This is a genomic window from Paraglaciecola mesophila KMM 241, from assembly GCF_000315015.1.
In the GTDB taxonomy this organism is placed as follows: domain Bacteria; phylum Pseudomonadota; class Gammaproteobacteria; order Enterobacterales; family Alteromonadaceae; genus Paraglaciecola; species Paraglaciecola mesophila.
On sequence record NZ_BAEP01000005.1, the window covers coordinates 132,388 to 146,906 of the forward strand.

11 protein-coding genes are annotated in these 14,519 nt (G+C 45.3%); 1 reads left to right on the top strand and 10 read right to left on the bottom strand.

The window, feature by feature from the left end:
• Nucleotides 1-147: 147 nt before the first annotated feature.
• From GMES_RS02145 to GMES_RS02185, 9 genes are all read right to left on the bottom strand, one after another.
• Nucleotides 148-867 (bottom strand): SIMPL domain-containing protein, encoded by a 720-nt coding sequence (locus GMES_RS02145; RefSeq protein ID WP_039986317.1) that lies wholly within the window; start codon nt 865-867, stop codon nt 148-150.
• Nucleotides 868-894: 27 nt separating this feature from the next.
• Complete coding sequence (locus GMES_RS02150) at nt 895-1,092, bottom strand: hypothetical protein (protein WP_006990913.1); 198 nt, start codon at nt 1,090-1,092, stop codon at nt 895-897.
• A 272-nt stretch (nt 1,093-1,364) separates the two neighbouring features.
• Entirely contained in the window at nt 1,365-2,597 is a 1,233-nt protein-coding gene (locus GMES_RS02155; RefSeq protein ID WP_039986296.1) for an alginate export family protein, read from the bottom strand.
• Nucleotides 2,598-2,788: 191 nt separating this feature from the next.
• Nucleotides 2,789-3,643, bottom strand: coding sequence for an ABC transporter ATP-binding protein (locus GMES_RS02160; RefSeq protein WP_006990915.1), 855 nt, complete (start codon nt 3,641-3,643; stop codon nt 2,789-2,791).
• Nucleotides 3,644-3,725: 82 nt separating this feature from the next.
• Nucleotides 3,726-4,715, bottom strand: a complete 990-nt coding sequence (locus GMES_RS02165; RefSeq protein WP_006990916.1) for an ABC transporter permease — start codon at nt 4,713-4,715, stop codon at nt 3,726-3,728.
• Between the two features lie 52 nt (nt 4,716-4,767).
• Nucleotides 4,768-6,168 carry a CmpA/NrtA family ABC transporter substrate-binding protein gene (locus GMES_RS02170; RefSeq protein ID WP_039986298.1) on the bottom strand — a complete coding sequence of 467 codons (1,401 nt, stop codon included), beginning with the start codon at nt 6,166-6,168 and terminating at the stop codon, nt 4,768-4,770.
• 611 nt (nt 6,169-6,779) lie between these two features.
• Nucleotides 6,780-8,492 carry a bifunctional protein-serine/threonine kinase/phosphatase gene (locus tag GMES_RS02175; protein ID WP_006990918.1) on the bottom strand — a complete coding sequence of 571 codons (1,713 nt, stop codon included), beginning with the start codon at nt 8,490-8,492 and terminating at the stop codon, nt 6,780-6,782.
• A gap of 40 nt (nt 8,493-8,532) precedes the next feature.
• Complete coding sequence (locus GMES_RS02180; protein WP_006990919.1) at nt 8,533-9,999, bottom strand: NarK family nitrate/nitrite MFS transporter; 1,467 nt, start codon at nt 9,997-9,999, stop codon at nt 8,533-8,535.
• 511 nt (nt 10,000-10,510) lie between these two features.
• Nucleotides 10,511-11,527, bottom strand: coding sequence for an adenosine deaminase (locus tag GMES_RS02185; protein ID WP_006990921.1), 1,017 nt, complete (start codon nt 11,525-11,527; stop codon nt 10,511-10,513).
• 621 nt (nt 11,528-12,148) lie between these two features.
• Between GMES_RS02185 and GMES_RS02195 the strand changes: the two genes are divergently transcribed.
• Entirely contained in the window at nt 12,149-13,480 is a 1,332-nt protein-coding gene (locus tag GMES_RS02195; protein WP_006990923.1) for an NCS2 family permease, read from the top strand.
• Nucleotides 13,481-13,606: 126 nt separating this feature from the next.
• On the opposite strand, the gene puuE is transcribed toward GMES_RS02195, so the two are convergent.
• Nucleotides 13,607-14,512: an allantoinase PuuE gene (gene puuE / locus GMES_RS02200; RefSeq protein WP_006990924.1), complete on the bottom strand. Its 906-nt coding sequence runs from the start codon at nt 14,510-14,512 to the stop codon at nt 13,607-13,609.
• Nucleotides 14,513-14,519 lie beyond the last annotated feature (7 nt).

The following is a 14,519-nucleotide window of genomic DNA, read 5'->3' on the forward strand; positions in this document are numbered from 1 at the left end:
TTTGAGCTCAACGCTTCAAAATGGCTCTAAGGTCTGTCACTACTCTGCTTTTTAGATTCAAGCTTCAACCGACGCAAAAATACCCTTGCCAATTAGAAAGGCGCAAAGGTATTAAGTAACTGAGCCATCACTGTGATAAGAATGCCATCAATCAGACAGATAATATTCTACTGTTGACACCACTCGCAGCTTTTTAATGAGGGGATTGTTTCTATCTCGCGCGGTAATGCTGAATTGCCCTTGTGAGGCACGTTTTATTTTGCCCAGCACACTGTTTGAATCTTTAGCGAATTTTTCGGCCACTTCTCTTGCTTTTGTCGTGGCCTCTTCGATCATCGAGGGTTTAACATCATTTAGCCGCGTGAAAATATATTCCACGTTGGCTTGATAGTTATTTTGATTGAGCACTATGCCTTTTTTGCCCAGCTCAGTCAGTTTCCCCATGACCTCGCGCACCAAACTGATATTGCCAGAATAGACCGTCACTGTTTGCACAGCGGTGAATCTAAAGGCAGGTGTGGCATTACCGCCATATTGTTGGGCCGATTTATCAGTAATGGCTGCGGCGGATACACTGATGTCCGCCTGTGGGATGAGATTCTGCTGTAAAAAGTCTGAAATGAGACCCGTGTTGGTTTCAATCGATGCATAAAGTGCGTCAAGAGAGTTATCCGCCACCGTGTATTGAATTGGCCAAATGACAATGTCTGCGGGGAATTCCTGTTCAGATAAGCCTTTCACTGTCACACTGCGCTCGAATTGGCGATACTCGATTACCGCGCTGCTTATCTGAAAACCCAGTACAACCAATCCCGCACATAAAAACACACCCAATATAAAAGCGGCGCCTCTACTTTGGGTATTCACGCCCTGGTTATTCATCATCATCTCGACTTAAAAATGGCGCTGTTTATTAAGGTTTTCGAATACGACTATCAACAAAGTTGCAAAAGGTCCCACAAACAAAGATACGATAAACCAAATAAGACCGTTACGGCCTTTACCTTGAGCTAAACCGGCGTTAATCAATGCGAGGGTAAACCAGCCGACAAAGTAAGAGCTTGTATTGGCGATGGATTCAAATTCCGACATATATATCCTTGAAATTAATAAAAAATAGCGTGCGAAATGGCGTTCGTAGCCTAGCTTATCAAAGCTAATTCAATCGTGCTGCTTTTTTACTACTTTAGGATAATATGATGTAAAAAAAGCAAGCCGGACGCCGCTCAATATTTAACGACGCTCGTACTTGCTCGTGACTCACTCGTGGTATATTTGGGTGTTGAACACTTAGGTTAATACGTGGTCCGTTTAAAACTGCCAGGTAATACCAACTCCACTAAATAATGTCCCTAAAATGGCTGTTAGAATGCGGCACTTGCCCAAACCCATAATTTATCGGTATCTTGACGGCCACTATCCCCTGAATAAGCGGCATATTTAATACCTGTGGCATATCCGCCTTCAAATTTACGCACATAACTGAAGTCAATCTCACTGCCTAAATCATCCACCGTGCTTGAGTCCTCATCGGCACTGAAATCATGATAAATCACAGACCATCCACCGCCTGCCAATTTGCCAGATGCTGATACACTTACATCCACCAGCCCTTCTGCAGGCGTACTCAAGAAGGTATCCGCCCAACCATTAAATTTATGCAAGGTGGCAAGCGGCGTAGAAAAGCCATAAGCACCGTCATCAGAGCCTAGTGACTCGTAACCTAGTTTTAAAGTCACTGCCGACAGTTTCACCCCTGCTTCTAGCATCAAATAATCCGCATCAAAATCAGTGGTGGCCGTTTCGCTACTCTGGGTGGCATATTCAACACCGTACAAGACAGAGGTGTCCGCTATTTTTGTGCCGCCATTAAAACTAAAACCATAGGTATCCAGTGAATTGTCAATGTCGTTATCGACTTCTAACAAGTAGCTGTAGCCTACTAATTTGCCAAGTGAGGTGCTGTACCCAACATTGAAGAGATGATCTTTGCTGTCTAAATCAGCATCTTGACCAAAGATGCGATTACGCTGGCTTAAATAAGCGTAGTTTAAAGTTAAGTCTTTGTTGGCCGCGTACTTAACACTTACCCCGTCAAAGGTTTGCCAATCTTGACGCCACCCCACATGCCCCACAAACCTGTGATTATCCATGGTGATAATTTGACGACCAAACTTTGCAGTGACACCGGCATTTTGGTATTGCACGTAGCCTTGATCAAGCTCAGTATGCTCTGGATCTGCAATAACCGAATATTGCCCAGGATTATAACCACTAGGGCCAACGGTGTAGTCACCTTGACCCAATACAATGCGCGTGTCTTCAACTTCTATTTTGGCTGAAAAGCCCTTGTAGCTATCAGTGGTATAGTTGAGCATAGTGCGCAAGGTTAATGCACTGGCATCGTTACTATCTTGATCAACATCTTCGTAGCGCAACCGCAGGTTAACCGCTGCAGTGCCTTCTTTTAAGGCGCTGGTAATGCTGCTCTGCTCTGCTGCATGTGCCTGTCCCAAAGTCGCCCCAGCACATACCAACCCAACCATTAGTGCAAGTGTAGATTTCTTTCTGTTAAGTTTTACGATGTGCATGCTCATATATATCCCTTAATAGTGTGTGATTTAGAATGTGTTTGTGCCCGTTACGCCGAGCTTATATTTGGTTTTTAGTCGCACTATGCCTAACGCCAGTCAAAAGAGTGGCGTTCATTAGTTCAGCGCCTATGTCTGCTTATCCTCTGGTTCTACCTACATCAGTGGCAGATAACCCGTATGGCCATTGGCCTGTGTTAAGCGACATTGGCGCTTGTATCCTTGCTGTTCACGTGCGATTTTTTGCGATGAGCGGCGACCGATTCGACCTTGCGTTGCTTCTCATATAGGAAAGTCAGTACTTCGTGACGATAATGGTTGTACTGAGGGTTATCAGCCAGTGCTAAGCGGTCTCTGGGACGGGCAAGCTCTATATCCAAAATTTCGCCTATGGTGGCTGATGGGCCGTTAGTCATCATTACGATGCGGTCTGACAAAAGTACCGCTTCGTCAACATCATGGGTAATCATCACCACTGTGTTACCTAAATCAGCGTGAATTTCCATAATGGAGTCCTGCAAATGTGCTCGGGTTAACGCGTCCAGTGCACCGAATGGCTCATCCATCAACAACACTTTGGGCTCCATGGCTAGCGCTCTGGCAATACCGACACGTTGCTTCATACCACCGGATATTTCAGCTGGGAGTTTGTCTACCGCATGGCTCATGTGAACCAGCTCTAAATTATGCTCAACCCAGTCGCGCATTTCTGCTTTACTGCGACCTTTACTGGTTTGCTTAACCGCTAGTTCGACATTTTTATAGGCCGTTAACCATGGCAACAAGGAATGGTTTTGAAACACAACAGCGCGCTCTGGCCCCGGTTCGTTCACCTCGTGGTTGTCTAAGATTACACCGCCTCTTGTCGCTTTGTGTAAGCCCGCAATGATGTTAAGTACCGTAGATTTACCGCACCCTGAATGACCAATCAGAGATATGAACTCACCTTTGTTTATGCGCAGGTTCACATCAGTTAACGCCGTAAAAGGGCCTTTTGGGGTGGGAAAATCAATCCCTACTTGTGTTAGCTCTAAATGATGTTTATGGGTCATTATTTCTGCCTTCTCGTTCCCGATTTGTTTAAAAGTAGGTTTAGCTCGCTTACACAGCCAATGGCATTTTTGCCAAAGATTGTTAACGAAGCACCGCCCCTTTGTCCCAGCTCACTTGCTTCTGTAACGACAACATCAGCCTGTCTAATGCAAAACCAATTAAGCCAATCGTTAATACCGCGACCATGATCCTAGCCAATGACTCTGAGCTTCCGTTTTGAAACTCGTCCCACACAAATTTGCCTAACCCCGGGTTTTGCGCGAGCATTTCTGCAGCGATAAGTACCATCCAACCTATGCCTAATGACAAACGTAGTCCGGTAAAAATCATCGGGATTGACGATGGCATCACAATTTTCATCACATGTGAAAAAGGTCCTAATCGAAGTACCTTACTTACGTTGAGCAAGTCACTGTCAATACTTGAAACCCCAACTGCAGTATTGATCAAAGTGGGCCACAAGCAGCACAAAGACACAGTCACCGCTGATGTGATAAACGATTTCGAAAACATTGGGTCTTCACTGACATACACCGCACTAACCACCATGGTAACCAGCGGTAACCACGCTAAAGGTGAAACCGGTTTAAGGAGTTGGATCAACGGGTTAATAGCCGCATATGATGCTTTACTTAAGCCACATAATATTCCCAGTGGTACCGCTATGACCGAGGCGATCAAGAAGCCAACTGTGACTGTGTATAAGCTAGTCCATATTTGATCAAAGAAAGTTGGTGCTCCGGTAAATGCACGAATAGTTGGGGAGTAGCTTGGATCTTTGGCGACGCGTGCGGCATTACGAAGCTCTTGGCGCTCATAAAACGCGTCGGCCTTGCTTCGCTGCGCACCGTGCTCGTCAATCAATACTTGAGCCTGGGTGAATACATCGCTTGGGCCAGGGAACTTACCGAGTGATGTATCAATGTTTTTGGCAAGCACTGCCCACAAGCCTAAAAATATTAAGATCCCCAGTAATGGCAATGCAGCGCTTCTTAGCCACGATGACACCATACTGACATTGACGCTTTTCACCGGTGTTAAGATGAATGATGCCGTTTGTGCTCTAGTCATAATAGGTTCCTCTAAGCCGAGGTTGAGCTCTGCCCAACCTCTTCAACTGCGATTAAATTTTGCTGTCGCCTTTTAAGCCAATCTTAAACTTTTCAAGATAAGCGTTAGGCTGACTGCCGTCATAAACGATATTGTCGATAAAGTGCGTTTGTGGTTTTTTAAAGCCTGATTCGCTGGCAAATTCAGGAAAATCAGCTGTATTTGCTTTACCCTCGGCAATCAAAGACTTAGCCGCTTGAGCATAAATATCAGGACGATACACTTGCTTGGCGATCTCTTTGTACCAATCGTCAGATTTTTGCTCACTGATTTGGCCCCAACGACGCATTTGCGTTAAGTACCAAATAGCATCGCTGTAATAGGGATAGGTGGCATTGTGACGAAAGAACACATTGAAATCTGGCACAGAGCGCTTATCGCCTTTTTCATATTCAAAGGTGCCGGTCATGCTGTTACCAATGACCTCTGCATCTGCCCCTACGTATTGGCTTTTCGCTAGAATTTGTACCGCTTCAGGACGGTTAGCATTGTCTTTCTCATCTAACCAAATAGCCGCGCGGATCATCGCTTTAACCACACGAATATGGGTATTGGGGTTCGCTTCAGCCCACGCTTTGTTTACCCCGAAAACTTTTTCAGGATTGTCTTTCCAAATTTCGTAATCGGTAACCACCGGCACGCCTATGCCTTTGAACACTGCCTGTTGGTTCCACGGCTCACCCACGCAGTAACCATAAATAGTGCCGGCTTCCATGGTAGACGGCATTTGCGGTGGCGGTGTAACTGATAGTTGAGCATCAGCATTAATCAGGCCTTTCACGTCATTATTCGGCCCATAATATCCTGGGTGAATACCGCCGGCGGCTAACCAGTAACGCAGCTCATAGTTGTGAGTAGACACAGGGAATACCATGCCCATTTTGAATGCCTTACCTTGTTTTTTATAGCTATCAACAACCGGTTTAAGGGCATCGGCTTTAATAGGGTGTACAGGCTTGCCGTTTTCCTGAGGAATATTTGGCTTCATCTGCTGCCAAATATCGTTCGAAACGGTGATGGCATTTCCGTTTAAGTCCATGCTGAAGGCAGTGATGATGTCAGCCTTTGTGCCATAACCTATGGTTGCACCCAATGGTTGGCCTGCGAGCATATGGGCCCCGTCTAATTGCCCGTCGATCACCCGGTCGAGTAGCACTTTCCAGTTTGCTTGTGCTTCAAGTGTGACGTACAAGCCTTCATCTTCGAAGTAGCCTTTTTCATAAGCTATTGCTAGTGGCGCCATATCGGTAAGTTTAATGAAGCCGAATTTTAGTTCTTCTTTTTCTGGCCATCCCAAATCTTGTGCCGATACACTTTGCCCAATTAACGTGGTTGTGCACACTGCCGAAATCATCGCAAAACGAAGCGATTTCACGGTATGTACAAGCGAGTTTAACAATCTGTTATTAACCATTTCCTACTCCGTATCAGTTCCAAAATTTTCCAAAAAAAAACCCACAACCATCCAAAATTTGGATGGTTGTGGGCTACTTTGCCGGTTGTAGTTCCGCCGCCATGGCAAACCTACAAATATGTTTCATGCTGCGCTATGCATTCTCTATAAATATATGTGTTTTAAACACATGCTTTATAAATGCAATTATCCATGCATTTTAAATGCACTTCTCATATGCACATTTTTATTATTTTGTTGCAAACTCGCTACTGCATCAACAGTGCCAACTTTTAAAATCAAATAAAAACAATAAGTTAACTTTAATCAGTAAGAAGGACATGTATTAACAAAAACCAAAGCGGTGCAATTTCGCACATTCTTTGCACACTCTTCGCACCTTATTCGCACCTTATTCGTACTTTATTCGCACTCTAGTCGCACATCGATAATGCTAGTAAATTCAACTTCATTAACTAATTAGCGTCTTAGCCACTTAGCAAAAATCATTTAATGGGATTGGTATAGGGTGTAATAAAGGCGCTAAAAGTTGAATTAATAACGATTCTGAAACTGTTGCAACAACAACGCTAAAACAGTGACCTAAAATGGTTCAACGTAGATGATAAAACTTAGAGCAAGCTCAAAAGATACAGAATGATAACCAGCTGAATAACGCACAGCCCTTTATAGACTAATAACGGGTTACGCTTGATCAACGGTTGTTTGTTTGCTGCTGATACCAGCGTCGGGTTGGGCTGCGATAGATCCATTAAAAATTCAGAAAACGCATCATAACGAAATAGCGGATTTGGCTGCAGCGATTTGCGTAACGTTAAGTCTAACCACTGGGGTAAATCACCTCGAAAGGTCTGTAATGGCTGGTAATCCCATTCATCGAAGGAACGAGGAATGTAATCTTGATAGCGAAACGTTTTAAACGGCAAGTGCCCGGTTAGCATTTCATACACCACCACAGCCACAGAAAACATATCGCACTTATAATCACTGTTCTGCGTAAGTAAATACTCGGGTGCAATGTAGTGAACCGAGCCCAGGGCTATTTTCTCAAGGGGCAGCGAATTGGTCTCTGCTAAGGCATTCACCAGCACTGTACCGAAATCAATCAGCTTGACTTCGCCGTTACTATCCACCATCACATTCTCAGGCTTCACGTCTCTGTGCACCATGTCTCTGCGCTGCAGCACACGCAACGCAAGTACCAATGGACGAATAATAGTGCGCACCTGCTCAATAGATGGAGCTGGGTTATCGTGCATCCATTGGCGTAATGTTTGCCCCTCGATGTATTCACAAACATGGTACATAAACTTCGCGTCATCTGGGCGCTTATGAATACGCATAATGTTGGGATGAGCGATGTGCTGCCCTATCCACTCTTCACGCAAAAATCCACTGAGATAAACAGGATCATCAACAAAATGTTGTGAGGGCGTTTTCAAGCCATAGGTTTTGCCGTCTAATTCGTTTACGACTTTGTACAAACTACTGCGCGTACCGTTAAACAGTGTTTGCACCACGCGATAGCCTTCAAGCTTCATGCCCACTTCTAGTGCCGGTGGCATGGCCAAATGCATAATTTGTCGATAATGCTCATCTAAACTGGCATTAGGCAGGTCAGTCACTTGTACCAGCAAACACGTAAGGTTGTCGTCACTGCCTGAGGCAATGGCTGCGTTAACAACATTTTGAGCCCGCTGCTCTAAGGAGGTATCCGAGGCTGTCACGAGTGTAATCAGTGTTTTTCTGTTTAAAAATTCATGCACCCCATCAGACGTTAAAACGAAAATATCATCTTTGGCAAGTTCAACGGTACGAAAATCAACGTCTAAATGCGCTTCTATTCCCACCGCACGTGTTAAAACGTTATTGCGTCCTTGCCGTGATACATGATCTGCGGTGAGTTGCTCAAAATCATTATTTTGTATGCGACAAATACGCGTGTCGCCTGAATGTAAAATAAACCCCGTAGTCGATTTGAATATCATACTACTAAAGGTGGTTACCATCTGACTGTGACCACCGTGCTCATAGTCGTGCTGACCATAGCACCAGCGGTTGAGACCTTGTAATACCTTGCTAGAAGCGTGTTTTACCGTCCAGGTTTGCGGGGTTTGGTAGTAATCTTGAATGAAATTGGTAACGCAGGTAATGGCTGCCTCTTTAGCGCGGGTACACACACTAACGCCATCAGCGATGGCGGCAACACCACCTTTAGAGGTTAAATCTGGCTCTTTAGGTAAGTAAGCGGCAAAGGCATCTTGATTTTCTGCCTTTACCCCTTCGCTGGAAAAACCGCCAAATTCTAATTCAAGTTTTTCCAATGTTCTTTTCTCATATAAACAAACTGAACGCTACGTTACCTTATGTAACGTTGATAAGCTCGACACTACCATCTTCACGCACTTCCGTCATCGCTCCTTCTGGCTCTTTCATAAATAACAAGGCCACGAACCCAAGCACAGCAGTACAAGCAATGACCACAAAGAAGGTCGATGTATCAACTACAGAATACACCGTTAAGTAGACCACTGCTCCGACATTCCCGTACGCCCCTGTCATACCAGCAATTTGCCCCGTTAAACGGCGTTTAATCAAAGGCACCACTGCAAATACCGCCCCTTCCCCAGACTGCACAAAGAACGAGCACGCCATAACAGCAACCACCGCCAGCCAAATCGGCCATGTGGCATCAATTAAGCTCAAGCAAAAGTAACCCACTGCTAAACCTGCGGTTAAAATAAGTAAGGTTTTTCTACGGCCGAAGCGATCCGAAATTAGGCCACCACCAGGGCGCGACATTAAATTCATGAACGCATACATACCCGCCAATAAACCCGCCGTCGCCATGTTGAGCTCGAAAGTCTCGGCGAAGAATGCCGGCAACATAGACACCACTGCTAGTTCAGAGCCAAACGTCGCGAAATACAGAATATTCAACACCGCCACTTGTTTGAACGAATAACGATGTACCTCGGCAACCGGGGTAGTAAATAAGTCTTTGTTCACCTTGTAGGTGAGGTACGCGTCGTAAACATACAATGCGCTTAAACCCAGATATATTGCTAATGTAACATCCTCACCTAATAGCGATACGCCTTGTGGTGAAAGCTTCCAGTTAAGTAGCGCGAGGGCCAAATACATGGGTGTTTTCATCACCAGCAGCAAGTAAAAGTCGCCTACGCTTGTGACTTCCATTCCGCCTAGGTTTTTAGGGCGAAAATAAGTAGAGCCTTTCGGGGTATCTGTGGTGTTTTTATAGTAAACAAAGCTGAACAATAAACTCATTAAACCGGTAATGCCTACGGCATAGCGCCAGCCGTCTTCGCCACCAAACAAAATAGCAATAGTGGGCAAGGTAAAGGCAGCAGCTGCTGAACCAAAATTGCCCCAACCTCCGTAAACGCCTTCGGCCGTGCCAAGCTCTTTCGGTGGGAACCATTCGCTCACCATTCGAATTCCCACAACAAAGCCTGCACCGATACAACCTAATGCAAAACGTGCGATAAGCAGCTGGGCAAAGCTGTCAGCAAGGGCAAACATAAAACAGGGTATAGAGCATATCGCCATTAAGGCGGAGTAAACAATCCGCGGCCCGAACTTATCGGTTAACGCCCCAATAATCACGCGCGCCGGTATCGTCAAGGCAACGTTAATAATGAGCAAGGTTTTCCATTCGCTGAGAGTCAGGCCAACACCATCAACAATAGCGCCTTTTAAGGGTGCCATATTGAACCACACCATAAATGTTATAAAAAAAGCTATCCAAGATAGATGTAGGGTTTTCATTTTGCCGGTGAAAGACAGCAAATTAAATTTCTCAACGCTCATGATGAATTCTCATAGAAAATTTACTCAAAAAAAAACCCGCAATGACTCCAGGACACGGAAAGTCATTGCGGGCTACATTGCCTTACTTAGGAATTACAACGAGGTAATTCTGTCAGTTTGTGTTTCGTTTTTAACGTTATTATTAACACAAGTGCATTCAATGATATTGTTAGCACCTATGGTGCCAACATTGAAAAAGACATTATTATCAATAAGTTAAATTTCTTTAGACAATTTTTAAACGCGTTTACTAGAAACCGCGGGGGTATATTGGTGCATGTTGCACTATGATCGTGCTTTGCTCTGCTTTATCTACCCCCCGACCGTTCTACTCATAGCGAAAGAGCTAAACGCTGCGAACGCAACAACAGCCTGCTTGGTAAGTTTCAAAGTTATTGTTTCTTTATGCTATGAGACACGCTTTGATTAAAGCTGTGAGAAAGTACTTCCTGAACAAATCTTTAAAACCACTGCCGAGTATGAAAAACGCATTCCTTTGCGTTAACTGAGTTTATAAATGCAAGGCCACTTTGCTAAGCCAATGGGCCTTTTGCACATCGTCCAAAAAACTTGCCTTGAAGCTGTTTTCAGCCAAGGTTCTGACCTGTTCATGAGTTATAGGCAAATTAGCCGCTAATGCGTGGTAGTTGTCGTTTAGGTAACCGCCGAAGTAGCTTGGATCGTCAGCATTAACCGTCACCAATAAACCTGCATCTAATAGGGTGAGAATATTGTGGTCCGCCATTTTATCAAATACGCATAGCTTGATATTAGACAAAGGGCACACGGTTAAGGGCATTTGCTTACTGGCAAGATGTGTCATTAGCTGGGTATCTTCAACACTGCGTACACCGTGGTCGATGCGATGCACATCTAATTCGTTTAACGCACTCCAAATATATTCAGCGGGCCCTTCTTCACCGGCGTGTGCCACACGCAACAACCCCAAAGATTTCGATTTTGCAAAAACGCGAGCAAACTTCTCCGGAGGATTACCCAGCTCAGAGCTGTCTAGGCCAACCGCTGCAATCATAGGTAAATAAGGCATGGCAGCATCGAGGGTTTCAAACGCACTGTCTTCACTTAAGTGGCGTAAGAACGACATAATCAAGAGACTCGATTGCCCCCATTCTTGCTCTGCCTGATGCATCGCACGTGTAAAACCTGGCATAAATACCTCAAATCCGATGCCGCGCTCGGTATGGGTTTGTGGGTCGAACATCATTTCAACATGCACCACGTTGTCTTCTTTACACTTACACAGGTAATCCCACATTAAGCGGTAAAAATCGTCTTCATCCCGCAGCACCGACGCCCCCAAATAATACAAATCGAGAAAGCTCTGTAGATTATCGAAATTGTAGGCGCTGCGGACATCGTCAATCGTCGAGTAAGGAAGCGCGATATCATGCTTTGTTGCCAGAGACATCATTAATTCTGGCTCAAGTGTGCCCTCTATATGCAAATGTAATTCAGCTTTGGGAAGTGAATTTATTAATTCTGCAATGGGTGTAGCTGGGGTGGGCATTTTTGATTCCTCTTATCGTAATTATGGATGTGCACAAAGGCGCATTCATATTTTTATTGCTTTTGGTTTTCGTTGTTCTTGTTAATTTCTGCTGTGTACCACCTGCAACATCTCTGTGTTACGCGTTACGCGATGATACCTTAATGCCTATTACCTTAAGTGCTGCGTTAGCGGTTGCCTATTCTCTATGCATTTTTGGTGCACTGCATTTAATCTGCCCACTTAACACGACCTATTAGCGTGTGGTGCGCTTTGGCATTTATTGCACGAGTCATCTACCGCGCTTTTCTCCTACCGCATTTTTCTTCTACCAGGCTTTTCACCGACTAAACCTGTTATCTGTTGCACTAGAAAAAGGCAAATCACGCACCTAAAATGAGCAGCCGTTGGCCGTAATTTAAGGGAAACCAATATTTTACCTTAAGAAAACGCCCATACCGCTATTATTTTACCGCTGTTAGTCGTTCAACAAAGCGCTTCTAAGTGACTTTGTGTATTATTGTTCAGCATAAACCACACCAAAGCTAGACTAAATGGTCAGGTTTTTGCTTCACCGGGTTACTTCAACCCTTTCATCATTGGCCCTGTGCGGCTAGTAAGAGAACCCAATGAGAAGCATCCATGTTTAACGCAGTATTCGAAAAGCTTTTTAAGCTGCAAGCCAACGGCACCAATATCAAAACCGAATTTATCGCAGGCCTAACCACATTTGCGGCCATGTCTTATGTATTAGTGGTTAACCCGAGCATTCTGTCCGCTGGCGGTATGCCGGTGGCCGGCTTAATAACCGTTACAGCACTTGCCGCTTGCCTAGGCACCTTGCTAATGGCTTTTATGACCAACTACCCCATTGCTATGGCGCCCGGAATGGGCTTGAATGCATTCTTTGCCTTTACGATATGTTTAACCCGAGACATTCACTGGGAAGCGGCACTGGGTATTGTGTTTTGGAACGGTATTCTGTTTTTGCTGTTATCGGTGACTGGGGTGCGAACCAAAATCGCCGATGCTATTCCGGCCGCACTTAAAATAGGGGTGCAATGTGGTATTGGATTGTTCATCGCTTTTATTGGCTTAAAAAACGCCGGCATTGTTGTTGACCACCCTGCCACGTTCTTGACGATTGGCGATCTATCAGAGCCTGCCACCATGCTTGCGGTCGCCGGCATTTTGCTGACTATTGTACTGTTTATTAAAAAGGTTACTGGGGCGATATTAATTTCTGTATTGGTACTGACCTTAATTGGCGCATTTATACCCACCGCAGACGGCTACCTCACTCAGCACACTGACTCATTTGTTGGCATGCCTGATAGCATAAGCTCTACATTCTTCGCCATGGATCTTATGTACCCCATAGATAACATCGCAACCACGTGGGACCTCATCTTCGCCCTGATGTTCGTGAACATGTTTGACACTATCGGCACCCTAATTGGTGTTTCACGCCGTGCAAACCTTTTAGATAAAGAGGGGCGTTTACCGAAAATTGGCCCTGCGATGACCGCCGATGCAACCGCAAGTGTGGTCGGTGCAGCCCTTGGTACGTCACCGGTGACATCCTATGTAGAATCTGCTGCTGGGGTATCGTCTGGTGGGCGTACTGGCCTAACCGGTGTGTTCGTAGCTTTATGTTTCATGCTTGCCTTGTTCTTTACCCCTCTGATGAAAGTGATCCCGCTTATGGCTACCACGCCGGCGCTGATCATGGTGGGTATCTTGATGATGGACTCTTTCAGGCAGTTAGACTTTGATGATTTAACCGCGCTTGCCACTGCCACGGTTGCGCTATTGGTTATGCCACTGACGTTCAGTATCAGCGAAGGCATAGCGATGGGCTTTATTACCTATGTTGGGATCATGGTCGGCACAGGCAAATACAAACAGGTCACATGGATAACGTACGCCATGGCAGCGGTGTTTATTCTGCGCTACGTGCTAGACCTGAAATAATGGATTAGCTTTGGCGCTTTAGCCTAAGCACCATAAAAAACGCGTAAAAGGCTTGCCTATTACGCGTTTTTTTATGGCTTCAGCGCAGCAATCTGCCGCAGCTTGTTACCTTCTACTTGGTACTTGTTACTTATAGGGAAAGTTGTCTTTCCAATGTTGCGCTATTTCTTGTCTAGTGCACATCCACACTTGGTCATGACCCTGCACATACTCGATAAAACGTTGCAGCGCGGCCATACGCGCAGGTCTACCTATGATCCTGCAATGCAAACCAATCGACAGCATTTTAGGCGCGTAATTGCCCTCTTCGTAGAGCACGTCAAACGCATCTTTAAGATATTGGAAGAACTGCTCACCACTATTAAACCCTTGTGCACTGGCAAAGCGCATATCGTTGGTATCTAGCGTGTAAGGTACTATCAACAATGGTTTTGGGTAGTTGGTGTCGTAGTAAGGAAGATCGTCCGCATATGAGTCGGCGCAATATAATAGGTCATCGCGCTCTGAAATAAGCTTTAAGGTATTCGGGCTCGTACGCCCTGTGTACCAACCCACGGGTTTTGAACCGGTAATGGCTTGGTGGAGCTGCATAGAAGCATCAATCATCTTGCGCTCTTGAGCCTCCGGCATATCTTGATAGTGGATCCAGCGCATACCATGGCTAGCTATCTCCCACTTGGCATCTTTCATTGCAGCGACCGCTTCTGGGTTACGTTGCAACGCCATAGTGACACCAAACACAGTGATTGGTACATTTAGACGTTCAAACAAGCGGTGTAGTCGCCAAAACCCTGCACGGCTACCATATTCGTACATAGACTCCATGCTCAGGTGTCTGTCTTTGTATGCCTGCGCGCCAATAATCTCAGAAAGGAAAACTTCAGATGCTTCATCACCATGCAGCACACAGTTTTCTCCACCTTCTTCATAGTTGAGTACAAACTGTACCGCTATCTTTGCCTTACCGGGCCAGTTTGGGTTAGGCGGAGTATCGCCATAACCGATTAAATCTCGTGGATATGCGTGGTTCATTGCCTGT